The following is a 17,719-nucleotide window of genomic DNA, read 5'->3' as shown; positions in this document are numbered from 1 at the left end:
CTGAAGAGCACCCCTTGGGCGTTGGCTAGGATGCCCACGGGGTAGCCGTGCAGGGTCGCCCAGCCGGTGGCCAGGCTGCTCCCGTACAGCGGCTTGAACTCGTCGAAGTCGGAGGCGTCGACGATCCGGGCGACGACCTCGCGCGGGTCGAAGGGGACCTTGAGATCGCCGGGGACGATGCCGAGCAGCTCGTCCGGGTCGTACTTGGGGGGCTCCGCGGGGCCGGGATCCCCGTACGCCTTGCGGTGGTTGAGGCGGGCGAGGACGCGCCGCGCCTGGCGGAGCGCGTCCGGTTCGTCCACGGCGAAGTAGTCCGCGAGCCCCGACACACGCGCGTGCATGTCGGCGCCGCCCAGGGACTCGTCGTCGCTCTCCTCACCCGTCGCCATCTTCACCAGGGGCGGGCCGCCGAGGAACACCTTGGCGCGCTCCTTGACCATGATCACGTGGTCGGACATGCCGGGGATGTACGCGCCGCCGGCCGTGGAGTTGCCGAAGACGACGGCGACGGTCGGGATGCCGGCCGCCGACAGCCGCGTCAGGTCCCGGAAGATCGCGCCCCCGGGGATGAAGATCTCCTTCTGGGAGGGCAGGTCGGCGCCGCCCGACTCGACGAGGCTGACGCAGGGCAGGCGGTTGGCGAGGGCGATGTCGTTGGCGCGCAGGGCCTTCTTCAGGCTCCACGGGTTGCTCGCGCCGCCCCGTACGGTCGGGTCGTTGGCGGTGATCAGGCACTCGACGCCCTCGACGACGCCGATGCCGGTGACGAGGGAGGCCCCGACGGTGTGGTCGCTGCCCCAGGCGGCCAGCGGGGACAGCTCCAGGAAGGGCGTGTCCGGGTCGAGGAGCAGCTCGATGCGCTCGCGGGCGAGGAGCTTGCCGCGCTTTCGGTGCCGCGCCACGTACTTCTCGCCGCCGCCCGCGAGGGCCTTGGCGTGTTCGGCGTCCAGGTCGGCGAGCTTGGCGAGCATCGCGTCGCGGTGGGCCCGGTAGTCGGGGCTCGTGGTGTCCAAAGCGGAGGACAGGACGGTCACAGGAGGGCCTCCGGGATGTCCAGGTGGCGGGAGCGCAGCCATTCGCCGAGTGCCTTGGCCTGCGGGTCGAAGCGGGCCTGCGCGGCGACGCCCTCGCCGAGGATGTTCTCGACGACGAAGTTGAGGGCGCGCAGGTTCGGCAGGACGTGGCGGGTGACCGGCAGGGGGCGGCTCTCGGGGAGCAGTTCCTGGAAGCGCTCGGCGGTCAGCTCGTGCGCGAGCCACCGCCAGGCCTCGTCGGTACGGGCCCACACGCCGACGTTGGCGTGCCCGCCCTTGTCCCCGCTGCGGGCACCGGCGACGAGACCGAGGGGGGCGCGGCGGGTGGGGGTGGTGGCCGGCAGGGGCTGGGGAAGCGGTGGTTCCTCGACCGGTTCCGGTACGAGGGTGTCCTGCGGCGGGTCCACGGGAACACGGCGTCCGTCGTGCAGGACCGCCGTGTGCGGGACGTCGGCCTGGGAGACGTACACGTCCTCGAAGACCCCGTAGGGGGTGCCCTTGCCGGGGGGTGCCAGCACATGGAAGCCGGGGTAGCTGGCGAGGGCCAGTTCGACGGCGGCGGCGCCGAGGGCCCGGCCGACGGTCTCCTGGTCCGCGTCGCGCACGACGAGCCGGAGCAGGGCGCTGGCCGTCTCCTCGGTGTCGGCGTCGGGCCGGTCGGTGCGGACGAGGTCCCAACGGATCCCTGCGGGCGGTGACTTGGCGAGGGCGTCCGCCATCTGCCGTCTGACGAGGCCGGCCTTGGCCTCGATGTCGAGGCCGGTCAGGACGAAGGTGACCTCGTTGCGGAAGCCGCCGAGACGGTTGAGGCCGACCTTGAGCGTGGGCGGTGGGGCCTCGCCTCGGACACCCTCGACACGGACGCGGTCCGGGGCCTCCTGGGTGAGGCGGACGGTGTCGAGGCGGGCGGTGACGTCCGGTCCTGGGTAGCGGGCGGCGCCGGTCTCGTAGAGGAGCTGGGCGGTGACCGTGCCGGCGTCGACGAAGCCGCCGGTGCCGGGGTGCTTGGTGATGACGGAGGTGCCGTCGGCGTGGATCTCGGCGAGCGGGAACCCGGGGCGGCGGAGATCGGCCTGCCGTTCCGGGAAGAAGGCGTAGTTGCCGCCGGTGGCCTGGGTGCCGCACTCCAGGACGTGACCGGCGACGACGGCGCCCGCGAGACGGTCGTGATCCCCCGGCCGCCAGCCGAAGTGCGCGGCGGCGGGCCCGGTGACGAGCGCCGCGTCGGTCACCCGGCCGGTGACCACGATGTCGGCGCCCTCCTTCAGGCAGGCGGCGATGCCGAAGCCGCCGAGGTAGGCGTGGGCGGCGAGGGTGCCGGGGTGAGCGGCCGTGAGGTCGTCGCCCTCGACGTGCGCGACCCGCACGGGTATGCCGAGGCGGTCGGCCAGCCGCCGTACGGCGTCGGCGAGACCGGCCGGGTTGAGGCCGCCGGCGTTGGTGACGACGCGGACGCCCCGGTCATGGGCGAGGCCGAGGCACTCCTCCAGCTGGCGCAGGAAGGTGCGGGCGTACCCGGCGCCGGGGTCCTTCAGGCGGTCGCGGGCCAGGATGAGCATGGTCAGCTCGGCCAGGTAGTCGCCGGTGAGGACGTCGAGTTCGCCGCCGGTGAGCATCTCGCGCAGGGCGTCGAAGCGGTCTCCGTAGAAGCCGGAGGCGTTGCCGATGCGCAGTGTCACCGGGCGTCCTCCCTCGGCGGGCGGCCGTCGCCGGGCGGGCCCGCGAAGGCCTGGGCGATGCCGAGCCAACGGTCGGCGTCGGAGCCTTCGGCGCGCACGTCCACGTCGTCGCGGTGGACGCGCTGGGTGACCAGGAGCGCGAAGTCGAGGGCGGGTCCGGTGACACGCTGGGCGGCGTCCTCGGGGCCGTAGGTCAGCAGTTCGCCCGACGGGGCGGTCAGTTCGACGCGGAACTCCTCGCCGGGCGCGGGCAGGCCGTGCGCGGCGAAGGCGAAGTCGCGGGCGCGGACGCCGATTCGGACGACGTGCTTGAGCCGGTCCGTGGGGGCGCGCACCACACCGAGGGCGTCGGCGATGTCCTGGCCGTGGGCCCAGGTCTCCATGATCCGTCCGGTGGCGATGGAGGCGGCGGACATGGGCGGGCCGTACCAGGGGAAACGCGCGCCGGGCGGGGCGGCGCGCAACGCGGCGTCCAGGGCGGCGCGTCCCTGCCGCCAGCTGGCGAGCAGCTCGGCGGGCGGGAGCCGCGCCCCCTCGTCGGCGCCGTCGTCCACGAACGAGTCCGGCGCGGTGAGGGCCTTCTCCACGAGCGTCCGGAACGCGTCCTCGTCGGTGACGGCGAGCAGGGCGGAGCGGTCGGTCCAGGCGAGGTGGGCGATCTGGTGGGCGACGCTCCAGCGGGGCGCGGGGGTCGGGAGCGTCCAGCGCTCCGCTTCCAAGTCGGCGACGACTGCGTCGAGTTCGTCGCTCTCCGCACGCAGGTCGTCGAAGACGGGCGTTGGGTCGGCCATGGGCAGGAGCGTGGCAGCGACCCGGAAGCAAATCAAGCACGCTTGCATGATTTTGTTTCCCGAAACGACGGCGCCCGTACGCGTCCGTGCGGCTACTCTCGGTCACGGGAGGTGGTTCGAGATGCGGAGTCGTGAACTGGACCCGAGTGCGTCGCCGTTGGACTACTACGGCTACGAGCTGCGGCGCTGCCGGGAGGCGGCGGGACTGACGCTGGCGCAGCTCGGCTCGGTCGTCTTCTGCACGGGGTCACTGATCGGGCAGATCGAGACGGCGGCGAAGGTTCCCCAACGGGACTTCTCGGAACGGGTGGACGCGGCGCTGGGGACGGACGGGTTGTTCTCACGGCTCGTGGGGTTGGTGCTGCGGAGTCAGCTGCCGGGGTGGTTTCAGCCGTATGCGGAGATGGAGGGGAGGGCGGGGTACATCTCCTCGTTCCAGGCGCAGTTGGTGGATGGACTTCTCCAGACAGAGACGTACGCCCGCGCGGTGCTCGGGGCTCGAAACGCCAGCGACCTCGACGGCAGGGTCGCCGCCCGGCTCGATCGCCAGCGTGTGCTGGAAGCGAGCAGCCCCCGGTGACCTGGGTGGTGCTGAGTGAGGCGGTGCTGCATCAGAAGGTCGGGGGCCGAGAGGTCATGCGCGACCAGTTGAGGCACCTACTCTCCTTGCAGAGACGCAAGTGGCTGGAGATCCAGATGCTGCCCTTCGAAGCCGGGACGCATGCCGGGCTGATGGGCTCGTTCAACCTTCTGCGCTTCGAGGACGATCCGGACGTCGTCTACACCGAGGACTTCGTCCAGGGCCACATGACGGCCAATCCTGAAGCAGTCAAGGAGGGTTCGGTCCGTTACGATCACTTGCAGGCCGCCGCTCTGTCCGTGGACGACTCGGCGGCTCTGATCGCCCGCGTGATGGAGGAGCGGTATGGGAACCAACCTGAACCTGACGGGCGCGGCCTGGCGTAAGTCGTCCTACAGCGGTGACACCGGCGGTCAGTGCGTCGAAGTCGCCGACCTAGCCGCTCACATAGCGATCCGTGACTCCAAGAGCCCGAGCCACGGCAGCCTCACCCTCACCGTGAACGCGTTCACCGCGTTCGTCACTGCGGCGGCTCAAGGAGAGCTTGCGTCGCGTCCGGCGTGAGCCGTCGGCCGCGAAATTCGCGCGCATGGCCCGCCCGGCGCGCAGTACGGTCCCCCGATGGTCGATGACGACGGTTACTTCGGGGATCCCGTGGCGGCGAGCTACGACGACTCCTCGGTGGAGATGTTCGCGCCGGACGTGGTGAGGCCGGCCGTGGAGGTGCTGGCGGAGCTGGCCGGCGACGGGCGGGCGCTCGAACTGGGCGTCGGCACCGGACGGATCGCACTGCCGCTCTCGCAGCGGGGCGTCGAGGTGCACGGGATCGACATGTCCCGGGCGATGGTGGCGCGGCTGCGCGAGAAGCCCGGCGGCGCGGCGATCGGGCTGACCATCGGGGACTTCGCGACGACGAAGGTGGCCGGCACCTTCTCCGTGGCCTACCTCGTCTTCAACACGATCATGAACCTGACCTCGCAGGACGCCCAGGTGGACTGCTTCCGCAACGCCGCCGGGCACCTGACCCCGGGCGGCTGCTTCGTCGTCGAGGTGATGGTGCCCGACCTCCGCCGGCTGCCGCCCGGGCAGAACACCGTGCCGTTCCACGTGGGCGACGACCGGGTGGGCTTCGACACCTACGACCTCGCCACCCAGGCGATGAGTTCGCACCACGTCAAGGTCGAGGGCGGACGGGGCTCGTTCCGCTCCATCCCGTTCCGGTACGTCTGGCCCTCCGAGCTGGACCTGATGGCCCGGCTGGCCGGAATGCGCCTGCGCGCCCGGTGGGAGGACTGGACGGGGACGCCGTTCTCGGGCGAGAGCCGAAGCCATGTCTCGGTGTGGGAGCGGACCGGGGCCTGACCCGCCGATCAGGCCTCCGGCGACACCAGCTTGCGGCGCCCCACCTGCGTCCGCACCGCGCCCATGCTTGCCGCGATGACCAGGGCGATGGCCGCGGCCTCCATGGCGGTCAGGGACTGGTTCAGGACCAGGAAGCCGGCCGTCGCGGCGATGGCGGGTTCCAGGCTCATGAGGATGGCGAACGTGGGGGCGGGCAGGCGGCGCAGGGCGAGGAGTTCGAGGGTGTAGGGCAGGACGGACGACATCACCGCGACGGCCGCGCCGAGGGCGAGGATCTCCGGGTCCAGCAGCTTCGTGCCCGACTCCGCGACGCCCAGCGGCAGGAACAGCACCGCCGCGACCACCATGGCGAGCGCCAGCCCGTCGGCCTGCGGGAAGCGGCGACCCGTTCGCGCGCTGAAGAGGATGTACGCCGCCCACATCGCGCCCGCCCCCAGCGCGAAGGCCGCGCCGACCGGGTCGAGGCTGTCGAAGTTCCCGCCGCCGAGCAGGAAGACACCGCCCAGGGCCAGGCCCGCCCAGACGAAGTTGATCGCCCGCCGGGAGGCGAGGACGGACAGGGCGAGCGGGCCGAGCACCTCCAGGGTGACCGCAGGACCGAGCGGAATCCGGTCCACAGCCTGGTAGAAGAGGCCGTTCATCGCGCCCATGGTGATGCCGAAGACGACGACCGTGCCCCAGTCGGTGCGCGAGTGCCCGCGCAGCCGGGGCCGGCACACCAGCATGAGCACGATCGCCGCCACCGCCAGCCGTAGCGTCACGATGCCGAGCGCGCCGGCCCGCGGCATCAGGCTGACCGCGAGGGCACCGCCGAACTGCACCGACAGCCCTCCCGCCAGCACCAGGCCGACGGGACCGAGGGAGCCCCCGAAGCGACCGTCCTGCCGCCCCTGGACCGGCGAGGGCGCGCTCGCCGCGGTCGACGCGGACGACGGCGACGCCGCCGGGGACGAGGGGGTGGCGCTGGGGGTGCTCACGGGGCCTTCCAAAGGACGGGGACGGATCCGGGGAACGTTCATCTTGCTGTACTTGCCAGTCCAGGGTAATGGACTTGGTCAGGCGTGTGAACTCGTTTTGCCACTGACCACTGTGCCCTCCCCCGCCGCCCGCGCGAAACGCCGTCTCATCCGACGGACGACGCTTCGACCAGGTTTCCCCCAGCGGCTAGTCTCCCCTCGTGGCTGAGATCCGGATTCCCTCTGACATCAAGCCCGCGGACGGTCGTTTCGGCGCGGGTCCCTCCAAGGTGCGGACGGAGGCGCTGGACGCCCTGGCCGCGACCGGCACGTCTCTCCTGGGCACCTCCCACCGGCAGGCACCGGTCAAGAACCTGGTCGGCGCGGTGCGCGAGGGCATCCGCGAGCTGTTCCAGCTCCCCGACGGCTACGAGGTGATCCTCGGCAACGGCGGCTCGACCGCGTTCTGGGACATCGCGACGCACGGCCTGATCGAGAACAGGTCGCAGCACCTGTCCTTCGGCGAGTTCAGCTCCAAGTTCGCCAAGGCGGCCAAGCTCGCCCCCTGGCTGGCCGAGCCCGACATCATCGCCTCCGACCCGGGCACGCACCCCGAGCCGCGGGCCACGGCAGGCGTGGACGTCTACGCGTTCACCCACAACGAGACCTCGACCGGCGTCGCCATGCCCATCAAGCGGGTGGCCGGCGCCGACGAGGGCGCGCTGGTCCTCGTGGACGCGACGAGCGGCGCCGGCGGTCTGCCGGTCGACGTGTCCGAGACGGACGTCTACTACTTCGCCCCGCAGAAGTCCTTCGCCTCCGACGGCGGACTGTGGATCGGCGTCTTCTCCCCCGCCGCGATCGAGCGCGCCGAGCGCGTCCACGCGTCGGGGCGGCACGTGCCGGAGTTCTTCAGCCTGCCGACGGCGATCGACAACTCCCGCAAGAACCAGACGTACAACACCCCCGCGCTCGCCACCCTCTTCCTGCTGAAGGAGCAGTTGGACTGGCTGCGGGGCCAGGGCGGTCTGGACTGGGCGGTGCGGCGTACGTCGACCTCCGCGCGCACGCTGTACGGCTGGGCCGAGGACAGCAAGTACGCCAACCCGTTCGTCGCCGACCCGGCCAAGCGCTCGCACGTCATCGGCACGATCGACTTCACCGACGAGGTGGACGCGGCGGCCGTCGCCAAGGTGCTGCGCGCCAACGGCATCGTCGACACCGAGCCCTACCGCAAACTCGGCCGCAACCAGCTCCGGGTCGCGATGTTCCCGGCGATCGACCCGGCGGACGTCGAGGCGCTGACGAAGTGCGTCGACTACGTGATCGAGCAGCTGTAGCCGAACGCGGCACCAGGAAGGGCCCGGAGCGTCGCTCCGGGCCATCGCCGCAGGCGGCCTACCGGCTCAGCTTCTGGAAGCGGCGTACCGCGAGCGGCAGGAAGACCAGGGTCAGCACCATCGGCCACACGCCCGCCATCAGCAGCGCGTGCTGCTCGATCCAGGAGTCGCCTCCGCCGACCGGCGTCCCGAACAGCTCACGGGTGGCCGCGGCCGTCGAGGAGATGGGGTTCCACGCCGCCACCCAGCCCAGCCAGTCGGGCATCAGCTGCGGGGCGACGAAGATGCTGGAGATCATCGTCAGCGGGAAGGCCACCGCGAACAGCCCGCCGGCCGCCTCCGGGTTGGGCACGAGCAGGCCGAGCCACACACCGATCCAGATCAGCGCGAACCTCAGCCACAGCAGCAGCCCGAACGCGGCGAGGAAGCCCAGGCCGCCGTCCGGCCGCCAGCCCATGGCGAACGCGGTCAGCATCATGATGGCCAACTCCGCGCAGGCCACGAGCAGATCGGTCACCCCGCGCCCGGCGACCACCGCCGAGGAAGCCATCGGCATCGAGCGGAACCGGTCGATGACGCCCTTGGTCGAGTCGTACACCACGACCGTGGCGGTGTTGATGAAGCCGAAGGCCATCGTCATCACGAACATGCCCGGCATCAGGAAGTCCTTGTAGTCCCCGCCGCCGGGCACCCTCATGGCGCTGCCGAAGACATAGCCGTACAGGAGGACGGAGAGAATGGGGAAGCCCAGCTGCCAGGCGATGTTGACGGGCTGGCGCCGGTAGTGGGTCAGGCCGCGGCGGACGATGTTCCAGCAGTCGGCGAGCAGCCAGTACGTCCGTCCGCGGGTGGCCGGGCCTGCCAGGTCGGCGGCGGTCATGCGGGGGGCTCCTTCGCTTCCGTGCGGTGTCCGGTCAGGCGCAGGAACACGTCGTCGAGGCTCGGCCTGCGCAGCCCGATGTCCTCGACGCGGACGCCCTCGTCCTGGAGGGTGCGGGCGACGTCCGTCAGCGCGGTCACCCGGTCCGTGACGGCCGCGTGCACCCGCAACTCGCTCTCGTCCGTCTCCGGCTCGCCGTCGGAGACCCGGGCGACCACCTTCACCGCCCGCGCGATGTCCGACCGCTCGGCGACCACGACCTCGATCCGGTCGCCGCCGATCCGGTTCTTCAGTCCGTCCGGGGTGTCGTCGGCGATGGCACGCCCCTGGTCGATGACGGTGACGCGGGAGGCCAGCTTGTCGGCCTCCTCCAGATACTGGGTGGTCAGCAGCACCGTCGTGCCGCCCGCCACCAGCTCCCGCACCGAGTCCCAGACCTCGCCTCGGCTGCGCGGGTCCAGGCCCGTCGTCGGCTCGTCGAGGAAGAGGACCGCCGGGGCCAGGATCATCGACGCGGCGAGGTCGAGGCGGCGCCGCATGCCGCCGCTGTAGTCGCCGACGCCCTTGTCGGCGGCGGCGGTCAGGTCGAACTGCTCCAGCAGCTCGGCGGCGCGCAGCTTCGCCCGCTTCCCGCCCAGGTGGAACAGCCGGCCGAACATCTCCAGGTTCTGCCGGCCGGTGAGCACCTCGTCCACCGCCGCGTACTGCCCGGTGAGCCCGATCCGGGCCCGCACCTCGCGCGCCTGGCGCGCCACGTCCAGTCCGGCCACCGTGGCCCGCCCGCCGTCCAGCCGCAGCAGCGTGGACAGGATGCGGACGGCGGTGGTCTTGCCCGCGCCGTTCGGGCCGAGCAGTCCGTGCACGGTGCCCTCACGCACCGTCAGGTCGAAGCCGTCCAAGGCGCGTTTCTCGCCGTAGCGCTTCTCCAGACCCTCGGCCCGCACGGCGTATCCCTCGCTCATGGGATCCCCCTTCTCCTCTTCACCGGGTACAGCGTACCCGATTACGCGTACGGCGTACTCAGTTTTCCTCCGGGCACCTAGACTGAGCCCTATGACGAGCGGCAAGGGCGGCACCGAGACCAGCGGCAGCGGCGACATCCAGCGGACCCTGGAACTGCTGTGGGACACCGGCCGGCGGCCCAGTCGCGGACCCAAGCCGGGCCTGACGCTCGACCGGATCGTGGAAGCCGCGGTCCGGGTGGCGGACGCGGAGGGCCTGGACGCGGTGTCGATGCGGCGCGTCGCCGCCGAGCTCGGCACCGGCGCGATGTCGCTGTACCGCTACGTCCCCGGCAAGGCCGAACTGCTCGATCTGATGCTGGACCGGGTGCAGCGCCCGTCGGACGACCCGGACGGCCTCGGCGACGGCGGCTGGCGCGGCGCCCTGGAGGCGCTGGGCCGCGCCACCCTCGAGCTCTACCGCCGCCACCCCTGGCTGCTGCACGTCAACCAGTCCCGCCCGATCCTCGGCCCCGCCGCCATCGACGGCATGGAGAAGGTCCTCACCCGCATCCGTCCGATGGGTCTGCCGGACCGCGAACTGGTCTCGGCGATCATCCTGGTCGACTCCTACGTGGTCGGCGCCGCCCGCACACAGGTGCACCAGGAGGAGGCGGAGCACCGGACGGGCCTGACGGACACCGAGTTCTGGGAGGCGCAGGTGCCCGTGCTGGAGAAGGTCATGGCCAGCGGCCGCTACCCGGTGATGGCGTCCCTGGACGAGAACACCTGGGGCGCCGACTTCGACCACTTCGAGTTCGGGCTGCAGCGGATCCTGGACGGCCTGGAGGCGATCGTGGCCGAACGGCGGACGTCGGCCTAGCGGCCGGCTAACCCCGGCGCCGCAGCCGGCCCAGGCCGAGGATCAGGGCGCAGGCCACGACCACGGCGATGGCCCCGGCGCCGACCGAGATACCGCCGTCCTCGCTCCCCGCGGCGGCCGAACCACCGTCCGCGGACGGGGACCTGCCGGACCCGTCGGCCGAGGCACCGGGGGCGTCCAGGGGCTCCACCGAGCTGTCGGCGCCCTCGTTGCCGAACATGACCTTCGTCCCGTCGGCGGTGTACGTCACCGACTCGCCCTGGCCCAGGGACGGCACGCCGAGCCGCCCGGTGCGCTTGATGCGGCCGTCGTTCCAGTCGTAGGCGAGCGAGCCGAAGTAGCTGCGCACGACGAGCCGTTCGCCGTCCGGGGAGAGCGCGGCGTCGGTGGCCTCCAGGTCGGGGACGGCGGCGATCGGCTCGAAGACGTTCGTGCCGGAGGACGACAGCTCCGCCGGTCCCTCGTAGAGGTGCCCGCCGGCCTCGTTCTTGTCGACGATGTAGACCCGCCCGGTCCTGGGGTGCACGACGAGCGACTCGGCGTCCCGCGGCCCGTCGGAGTACTTGACGACGTACTGCGTGGCCCGCAGGGTCTGGTCCTTCAGCTCCTTGGGCTCGGGGAGCTGGTAGATCCAGACGTGGTCCCAGGTGCCGCCGAGGTTGTCGCCGATGTCGCCCACATAGATCTGGTTGCCGGGCCCGATGGAGACGGCCTCGACGTCGCGGGGGCGGCCGACGCCGGTGAGGGTGAGGGTGGCGACGGTCTCGCCGGTCGCGCTGTCCACGGCGTACAGGTAGGCGCCGTCGTCGCTGTCGTTGTGGGTCCAGTAGATGCCGGGGTGCCGGCGGGACGCGGCGAGACCACTGGACTCGGTGATGCGCGGGTCCTTGATCGTGAACCCCTCGTCCCCGTCGGCTGCGGAGGCGGTCGGCACGGTGAACGCGCTCGCGAGGAGGGCAGCGGCGAGGAGGGCGAGAGAGCGGCGCATGTCCCCAAGACTGCCATCCCGCCAGGCTTTTCACCGGGGTGGTGGGCCTCACACCCCACCTTCGGCGCCGATCCTCCATCATGAGCGGATGCTCAGGTTCATGCCCGTAGGCGACTCCATGACCATCGGCAGCGCGGGCGAACACACATGGCGTTACCGGATGTGGCGGCACCTGTGCGAGACGTACGGCGGCCCGTTCGCGCTCGTCGGCCCGCGCGAGACGCTGTACGACAAGGCGGCCGAGGCGCCTGACTCGTACGCCTACGCGGAACCCGGCTTCCCCCGCGGCCATCTGGCCGGCTGGGGCGAGGGCTGGCTGCACATGGCCCCGCTGATCGGCGGGGCGGTGCGCGAGTGCCGCGCGGACGTGCTGCTGGTCTCGCTGGGCCTGATCGACCTGGGCTTCTACACCAACGCCGAGCAGACGGCACAGAACGTCCGCGCCTTCGTCGCCGCCGCGCGCGAGGCCAACCCGCGGGTGCGCGTCGTCGTCCTCCCCGTGATCCCGAACGTGCGCTGCACGTCGGACGCCCCCTTCGCCGAGCAGGTGGCCGCCTTCAACGAGCTCCTCGCGAAGGCGGTCGCCGACCTGGACGAGCCACGCTCACCGCTGCTGCTGGCGACACCGCCGGTGTCGTACGACATCCACACGGACACCTACGACGGCACCCACCCGAACGAGAGCGGCGAGCACAAGATCGCCCAGGCGTTCGCCGAGGCGATGTACCAGGGGTGGGGGCTGGGGGCCGACTACGAGGGCTGACCGGCGACGGCGCGCAAGCCGCGTACGAGTGCGCCGGCGCACGCTCGCGCGGCGGCGCCCGACGGGGCCGCCGTCTCCTGGCCCAGATACCCGGCCCGCGCCCGGACCAGGGCCGGGTGTCGCCCCGCCGCACCATGCCGGACCGCCGAACAACTCCCGCACCAGCTCCGCACGTCGGGCATACGTCGTCGGCCGGCCCACGACGGCGAGAACATCGACGTCACTGTGCGGACGAAGGCCCGCGCGGACGGCCGAACCGTGCAGGTCGACGCCGAGGACGCGGTCGCCGAGCGTGCGGCGCAGAAGTCGTACCAGGGTGTCGGTCAGGGCGGCCGGCATGAGGAGTCCCTCCATCGTCCTGTCCCACGGGGATCGTCCCCGGGTACGCTTCCCTGCTCATGAGCGCGATACGACTGTGGAGAGGCGTCCGCCGGGCGGACGGGCCGCTCGCGGTCGCCGTCGGGGTGGTGAATCCGCTGCTGTGCTGCGGGCTCTTCCTGATGACGATCGGTGGCGTCCTGGGCGCCGAGGTCACCACCGGGGCGCAGGAGAGCGCGGCCGAGGGGCTCGCGATCCAGGCCTTCGGCTGCTGGCTGGCGGGCGGCCTGGTGCTGTTCTCCGTCCTCGCGCTCTGGCGCACCCTGCTCACCCATCTGGCCACGCTGGTGCTCACGCCGGCCGTCGTCCTGGGGCTCGCGGTGCTCGTCTCGCGCTGAACGGGGCTTGCCTGAAGCGCACTTCAAGTCGTTGGCTTGGACACCATGAAGTACACGCAGCTCGGACGCACCGGACTCAAGGTCAGCCGCCTCGTCCTCGGCACGATGAACTTCGGCCCGCAGACGGACGAGGCCGACAGCCACGCGATCATGGACGCGGCGCTGGACGCGGGCATCAACTTCGTCGACACCGCCAACGTCTACGGCTGGGGCGAGAACAAGGGCCGTACCGAACGCATCATCGGCAACTGGTTCGCCAAGGGGGGTGACCGGCGGGAGAAGGTCGTCCTCGCCACCAAGGTGTACGGCAACATGACGGGCGACGGCTCCCCCGCCTGGCCCAACCACGACAAGCTCTCCGCGCTGAACATCCGACGCGCGGTGGACGCCAGCCTCAAGCGGCTCCAGACCGACCACATCGACCTCTACCAGTTCCACCACATCGACCGGGACACCCCGTTCGACGAGATCTGGCAGGCGATCGACGTCCTGGTGCAGCAGGGCAAGATCCTGTACGTCGGGTCGAGCAACTTCCCCGGCTACAAGATCGCCCAGGCCAACGAGATCGCCGCGCGCCGGAACGGCACCATCGGGCTGGTCAGCGAGCAGTGCCTCTACAACCTCTTCGAGCGCCGCGCCGAGATGGAGGTCATCCCGGCCGCGCAGGACTACGGCCTCGGCGTCATCCCGTGGTCGCCGCTGCACGGCGGGCTGCTCGGCGGTGTGCTCAAGAAGGAGGTCGAGGGCCGCCGCCGTGCCACCGGGCGGGCCGCCGACACCCTCGCCGACCCGGCCGGACGCGCGCGTATCCAGGCGTACGAGGACCTGCTCGACAAGCACGGGCTGGAACCCGGCGAGGCCGCCCTGGCCTGGCTGCTCACTCGCCCCGGCGTGACCGGCCCGATCGTCGGCCCCCGCACCGCCGCCCAGCTCGACTCCGCGCTGCGGGCCGTCGACCTGGACCTCCCGGAGGACCTGCTGACCGACCTGGACGACATCTTCCCGGGCCCGGGCCCGTCACCGGAGGCCTTCGCCTGGTGACCGGAACGCCCTGAAGGGGCGCGGGGAACCGCGCGACCAGCCGCCGGACAACCCACGGCCCCCGCCCCCTGACCCCCCACGAACGGCCACCTCAAGCCCGACGGCCGGCCAACGCCCTGAAGGGGCGCGGGGAACCGCGCGACCAGCCACGGACGGCCCCCAGCCGCCACACGACCCGCAGCCCCCGCCCCCTGGGCACCTCCCGTCGACGGCTACCTGACGGCCGAGGCCAAGGCAACCACCACGAACATGAGTACAAGCGCGCCGGCCATGATCCGGTTCCGGGTTTTCGGGTCCACGTACCGAGACTAACCGGCCCCGCCGAGCGGCCGGCGGGCGACCGTCTCGTAGCGCGGCTGCTCACCCCGCACCCCGGACCGCGGCAGGTGGCTGCGCACCAACGCCAGCTCGTCCACCGTCCAGGTACGGCTCGTGAACCCGGCCAGCGCCTCCAGACACGCCCGCACGTCCGTGGCCTCCCGGCTGCGCGCCAGCGTGAGATGGGCCTTGTACCGCCGGTGCTCCCCCATCGCCACCCCCGCCTTGCGCGCCGCCGCCTCCGCCCGCTCGGCCAGCAGCCTCAGCGTCGCGAGGTCCCCCTCCGCGCCGGCCCACAGCGCCCGCCCCTGCCCGAACTGCCCCCCGCCCCGCACGGCCAGCGGAAACGCCACCGTGCGCTGCGCGGCCCGCCCGAGCCGCGCCGTCAGCTCCGGTACGAGGTCCTCGTGGACCTCCCCGTAGAAGGCGAGCGTGAAGTGCCACCCGGGCGGCCCGGTCCAGCGCAGTCCGTCGGCACCGGGCAACCCCTTCAGGCCGGTCACTTCGCGGGCCAGTTCCCGGGCGACGTCCTCGGGCGGCAGCAGGGCGGCGAAGAGTCTCATGGGCCCAGTCTGCCCAGGCGCGCCCCTCCGCCCCCGGGTCACGCCGCCGCAGCCAGTTCCTCCTGACGTTCCCTGGGGACGAAACGGATCCTCGGATGTCCCTGGTGCCAGCCCACCGACAGCCGCAGGCCGCCGACGCGGGCCAGGATCAGGCCGATGGCCGTGGCGGCCAGGGCCGCGACCGCGCCGCCGGTCGCCAGGCCGACGCGGGCGCCGTAGGTGTCCGTGACCCAGCCGACGAGCGGGGCGCCGACCGGGGAGCCGCCCAGGAAGACCATCATGTAGAGGGCCATGACACGGCCCCGCATCGCCGGGTCGGTGGCCATCTGGATGCCGGTGTTGGCGGTGACGTTGACCGTCATGCCGCAGACGCCGAGCGGGATCATCAGCAGCGCGAAGAGCCACAGCGACGGCGTCGCCGCCGCCACGATCTCCACCGTGCCGAAGACCAGCGCCGCCACCGCCAGCAGCCGCATCCGGGCCGTGCCCCGGCGCGCGGCGAGCAGCGCTCCGGCCACCGAGCCGACCGCCATCAGCGTGTTGAACAGGCTGTACGTGCCCGCGCCCGCGTGGAAGACGTCGTCCGCGAAGGCCGAGAGGTAGACCGGGAAGTTGAACGCGAACGTCCCGATGAAGCCGACCAGCACGATCGGCCAGATCAGCTCCGGGCGCCCCGCGACGTACCTCAGGCCCTCCCGCAGCTGCCCCTTGCCGCGGGGGGCCCGCTGGACGGTGTGCAGTTCACGCCCCCGCATCAGCAGCAGGCCGACGAGCGGGGCGACGTAGGACAGGCCGTTGAAGAGGAACGCCCAGCCCGTGCCCACGCCGGTGATCAGCACGCCGGCGACGGCGGGGCCGATCATGCGGGCGGACTGGAAGTTCGCGGAGTTCAGGCTGACGGCGTTCTGGAGCTGGTCGGGACCGACCATCTCGCTCACGAAGGACTGGCGGGCCGGGTTGTCCACGACCGTGGCGAGGCCGACCGCGAAGGCGGCGACGTACACGTGCCAGACCTCGACGTGGCCGGTCAGCGTCAGGGCGGCGAGAGCCAGGCCCGTGAACGCCATCGCCGTCTGGGTGACCATCAGCGTGGGGCGCTTGGGGAGGCGGTCGACGAGGACGCCGCCGTAGAGACCGAAGAACAGCATCGGCAGGAACTGGAGCGCCGTCGTGAAGCCGACGGCCGTCGCGGAGCCGGTGAGGCTGAGGACCAGCCAGTCCTGCGCGATGCGCTGCATCCAGGTGCCGGTGTTGGACACGACCTGGCCGAGGAAGAAGAGACGGTAGTTCCGAACCTTCAGCGAGCCGAACATGGAGGACTTACGGGTGTCCTTGGACGTGAGGTCCGGTGGATCGGGGACGGGCTGGGTGTCGTGGGTGGTCGGTGCGGGGGCGGAATCTGCTCCGGATCCCGTACTCAAAAGGGTTCGCCTCCTCCGGCGGTGCGGTTACAGATGCGCGAGCTTCTCCAGCACGGGGGCGGCGGCGCGCAGTTTCGCCCACTCGTCCTCGTCGAGTCCCTCGACCAGCGAGGCCAGGAACGCGTTCCGCTTGCGGCGGCTCTCCTCGAGCATCGCCTCGGCGCGCTCCGTCTGCGTGACGACCTTCTGGCGCCGGTCCTCGGGGTGCGGCTCCAGCCTGACCAGCCCCTTGGCCTCCAGCAACGCGACGATGCGGGTCATCGACGGCGGCTGCACGTGCTCCTTCCGGGCGAGCTCGCCCGGGGTGGCGGTGCCGCAACGCGCGAGGGTGCCAAGGACCGACATCTCGGTCGGGCTCAGTGACTCGTCGACCCGCTGGTGCTTGAGCCGACGGGACAGCCGCATCACGGCGGATCGCAGGGAGTTCACGGCGGCAGCGTCGTCGCCATGCGTAAGGTCCGGCATGTTCTTTAGCTTAACTCATTACCCTCCCTAAAGAACACTCGGGGCGCGCCTGGATGCCCGTGAGACGCGCCACGAAACCCCAGCTTCACCCATACGAGTGATCCCGCCGCGGAACGTGACACGCCGCCCGGCGGCGCCCCCGACCCTCATGCACATGGGGACCAGTGTGCTCAGCCTGCGAATAGACGGTGACCTGCTCGAACGCCTGCGGCACCGGGCGGCGAAACGCGGAATGAGCGTCCAGGACTATGTCGTCCGGACGCTCATTCGCGATGACTTCGACGAGCGGTTCGAGGCCGCCGTCGAGGAGACGGAGCGGTTCTACGGGGTCACGTGAGGCCCAGCGCCGGCATCAGGTAGTAGAAGGCGAAGACCGCCGCCACGGCGTACATCGCCGCCGGGACCTCCCGGCCCCGGCCCGCCGCCAGGCGCAGCACCACGAAGGTGATGAAGCCCATCCCGATGCCGTTGGTGATCGAGTAGGTGAACGGCATCATCAGCATCGTCACGAAGGCCGGGATGGCGATCGTGTAGTCCGCCCAGTCGATCTCCCGGATGGAACCGGCCAGGATCAGGAAGCCGACCGCGAGCAGCGCGGGCGTGGCCGCCTGTGACGGGACCATGGTGGCGACCGGCGTCAGGAAGAGCGCCACGGCGAACAGCGCACCCGTGACGATGTTCGCGAAACCGGTACGGGCACCCTCGCCGACGCCCGCCGTGGACTCCACGAAGCAGGTGGTCGCCGAGGAGGAGCTGGCACCACCCGCGGCGACGGCGACGCCGTCGACGAACAGGACCTTGTTGATGCCCGGCATCTGCCCCTGGGCGTCGGTCAGCTTGGCCTCGTCGCTGACGCCCATGATCGTGCCCATCGCGTCGAAGAAGCACGACAGCAGGACCGTGAAGACGAACAGGATGCCGGTCAGCACGCCGACCTTGGCGAAGCCGCCGAACAGGCTCACCTGACCGAGCAGGCCGAAGTCGGGGGTGGCAAGGGG

At 71.6% G+C, this 17,719-nt stretch carries 19 protein-coding genes and 2 pseudogenes; 9 read left to right on the top strand and 12 right to left on the bottom strand.

The window, feature by feature from the left end; translation table 11 throughout:
* The 3 genes from AB0O67_RS30325 to AB0O67_RS30315 all read right to left on the bottom strand — a co-directional run.
* The coding region (locus tag AB0O67_RS30325) for a carboxyl transferase domain-containing protein (RefSeq protein ID WP_365456866.1) at nt 1–1,034 on the bottom strand (1,034 nt) is incomplete at its 3' end.
* A complete protein-coding gene (locus tag AB0O67_RS30320; protein ID WP_365456863.1) occupies nt 1,031–2,713 on the bottom strand; it encodes an acyclic terpene utilization AtuA family protein in 1,683 nt (560 codons plus the stop codon). The genes AB0O67_RS30325 and AB0O67_RS30320, both read right to left, overlap by 4 nt.
* Nucleotides 2,710–3,504, bottom strand: a complete 795-nt coding sequence (locus AB0O67_RS30315) for a TIGR03084 family metal-binding protein (protein ID WP_365456860.1) — start codon at nt 3,502–3,504, stop codon at nt 2,710–2,712. The genes AB0O67_RS30320 and AB0O67_RS30315 overlap by 4 nt, the downstream gene beginning before the upstream one ends.
* A gap of 121 nt (nt 3,505–3,625) precedes the next feature.
* Between AB0O67_RS30315 and AB0O67_RS30310 the strand changes: the two are divergent.
* The 3 genes and pseudogenes from AB0O67_RS30310 to AB0O67_RS30300 all read left to right on the top strand — a co-directional run bounded on the left by AB0O67_RS30310 (nt 3,626) and on the right by AB0O67_RS30300 (nt 5,446).
* Nucleotides 3,626–4,470 (top strand): annotated as a pseudogene (locus AB0O67_RS30310) (helix-turn-helix transcriptional regulator).
* Entirely contained in the window at nt 4,430–4,648 is a 219-nt protein-coding gene (locus AB0O67_RS30305; protein ID WP_365456857.1) for a DUF397 domain-containing protein, read from the top strand. Before AB0O67_RS30310 ends, AB0O67_RS30305 begins: the two are co-directional and overlap by 41 nt.
* 57 nt (nt 4,649–4,705) lie before the next feature.
* Nucleotides 4,706–5,446, top strand: a complete 741-nt coding sequence (locus AB0O67_RS30300; protein ID WP_365456854.1) for a class I SAM-dependent methyltransferase — start codon at nt 4,706–4,708, stop codon at nt 5,444–5,446.
* A gap of 8 nt (nt 5,447–5,454) precedes the next feature.
* Here AB0O67_RS30300 and AB0O67_RS30295 read toward each other — a convergent pair whose 3' ends face one another.
* Nucleotides 5,455–6,423 (bottom strand): EamA family transporter, encoded by a 969-nt coding sequence (locus AB0O67_RS30295; protein ID WP_365456851.1) that lies wholly within the window; start codon nt 6,421–6,423, stop codon nt 5,455–5,457.
* A 200-nt stretch (nt 6,424–6,623) separates the two neighbouring features.
* On the opposite strand from AB0O67_RS30295, the gene serC reads away from it, so the two are divergent.
* The gene (serC, locus tag AB0O67_RS30290; protein ID WP_365456848.1) at nt 6,624–7,742 is read left to right on the top strand and encodes a phosphoserine transaminase; all 1,119 of its coding nucleotides are present in this window, start codon (nt 6,624–6,626) and stop codon (nt 7,740–7,742) included.
* A gap of 58 nt (nt 7,743–7,800) precedes the next feature.
* On the opposite strand, the gene AB0O67_RS30285 is transcribed toward serC, so the two are convergent.
* Nucleotides 7,801–8,622, bottom strand: a complete 822-nt coding sequence (locus AB0O67_RS30285; protein WP_365456845.1) for an ABC transporter permease — start codon at nt 8,620–8,622, stop codon at nt 7,801–7,803.
* Nucleotides 8,619–9,584 (bottom strand): ATP-binding cassette domain-containing protein, encoded by a 966-nt coding sequence (locus tag AB0O67_RS30280; RefSeq protein ID WP_365456842.1) that lies wholly within the window; start codon nt 9,582–9,584, stop codon nt 8,619–8,621. Before AB0O67_RS30280 ends, AB0O67_RS30285 begins: the two co-directional genes overlap by 4 nt.
* Nucleotides 9,585–9,675: 91 nt before the next feature.
* Here AB0O67_RS30280 and AB0O67_RS30275 point away from each other — a divergent pair, with 91 nt between their 5' ends.
* Nucleotides 9,676–10,446, top strand: a complete 771-nt coding sequence (locus tag AB0O67_RS30275) for a TetR/AcrR family transcriptional regulator (protein WP_365456839.1) — start codon at nt 9,676–9,678, stop codon at nt 10,444–10,446.
* 7 nt (nt 10,447–10,453) lie between these two features.
* Here the strand turns inward: AB0O67_RS30275 and AB0O67_RS30270 are convergent, their stop codons facing one another.
* Nucleotides 10,454–11,434: a WD40 repeat domain-containing protein gene (locus tag AB0O67_RS30270; RefSeq protein WP_365456836.1), complete on the bottom strand. Its 981-nt coding sequence runs from the start codon at nt 11,432–11,434 to the stop codon at nt 10,454–10,456.
* 88 nt (nt 11,435–11,522) lie between these two features.
* Between AB0O67_RS30270 and AB0O67_RS30265 the strand changes: the two genes are divergently transcribed.
* Entirely contained in the window at nt 11,523–12,197 is a 675-nt protein-coding gene (locus AB0O67_RS30265; protein WP_365456833.1) for a GDSL-type esterase/lipase family protein, read from the top strand.
* Nucleotides 12,198–12,389: 192 nt separating this feature from the next.
* On the opposite strand, the pseudogene AB0O67_RS30260 reads toward AB0O67_RS30265, so the two are convergent.
* Nucleotides 12,390–12,536, bottom strand: a pseudogene (locus tag AB0O67_RS30260) (nucleotidyltransferase); the annotation flags it as partial.
* 59 nt (nt 12,537–12,595) lie between these two features.
* Here AB0O67_RS30260 and AB0O67_RS30255 point away from each other — a divergent pair.
* Together AB0O67_RS30255 and AB0O67_RS30250 are read left to right on the top strand one after the other, a co-directional pair.
* Nucleotides 12,596–12,913: a hypothetical protein gene (locus AB0O67_RS30255; RefSeq protein ID WP_365456830.1), complete on the top strand. Its 318-nt coding sequence runs from the start codon at nt 12,596–12,598 to the stop codon at nt 12,911–12,913.
* 45 nt (nt 12,914–12,958) lie between these two features.
* Nucleotides 12,959–13,954: an aldo/keto reductase gene (locus AB0O67_RS30250; protein ID WP_365456827.1), complete on the top strand. Its 996-nt coding sequence runs from the start codon at nt 12,959–12,961 to the stop codon at nt 13,952–13,954.
* Between the two features lie 308 nt (nt 13,955–14,262).
* Here AB0O67_RS30250 and thpR read toward each other — a convergent pair whose 3' ends face one another.
* The 3 genes from thpR to AB0O67_RS30235 are packed head-to-tail and all read right to left on the bottom strand — an operon-like array spanning nt 14,263 to nt 16,721.
* On the bottom strand, nt 14,263–14,835 hold the full coding sequence (gene thpR, locus AB0O67_RS30245; protein ID WP_365456824.1) for an RNA 2',3'-cyclic phosphodiesterase: 573 nt from the start codon (nt 14,833–14,835) through the stop codon (nt 14,263–14,265).
* A 38-nt stretch (nt 14,836–14,873) separates the two neighbouring features.
* Nucleotides 14,874–16,256 carry an MFS transporter gene (locus tag AB0O67_RS30240; protein WP_365456821.1) on the bottom strand — a complete coding sequence of 461 codons (1,383 nt, stop codon included), beginning with the start codon at nt 16,254–16,256 and terminating at the stop codon, nt 14,874–14,876.
* 27 nt (nt 16,257–16,283) lie between these two features.
* Complete coding sequence (locus tag AB0O67_RS30235) at nt 16,284–16,721, bottom strand: MarR family transcriptional regulator (protein WP_365456818.1); 438 nt, start codon at nt 16,719–16,721, stop codon at nt 16,284–16,286.
* A gap of 148 nt (nt 16,722–16,869) precedes the next feature.
* Between AB0O67_RS30235 and AB0O67_RS30230 the strand changes: the two genes are divergently transcribed.
* The gene (locus AB0O67_RS30230; protein ID WP_365456815.1) at nt 16,870–17,058 is read left to right on the top strand and encodes a ribbon-helix-helix protein, CopG family; all 189 of its coding nucleotides are present in this window, start codon (nt 16,870–16,872) and stop codon (nt 17,056–17,058) included.
* Here AB0O67_RS30230 and AB0O67_RS30225 read toward each other — a convergent pair.
* Nucleotides 17,051–17,719 (bottom strand): NCS2 family permease (locus AB0O67_RS30225; RefSeq protein ID WP_365456812.1); only part of this gene is annotated, 669 nt, incomplete at its 5' end. The two genes, AB0O67_RS30230 and AB0O67_RS30225, sit on opposite strands and share 8 nt — an antisense overlap.

The sequence above is a fragment of the Streptomyces sp. NPDC086077 genome, from assembly GCF_040686175.1.
Taxonomy (GTDB): Bacteria; Actinomycetota; Actinomycetes; order Streptomycetales; family Streptomycetaceae; genus Streptomyces.
This window is presented reverse-complemented; position numbering and strand designations above follow the sequence as displayed.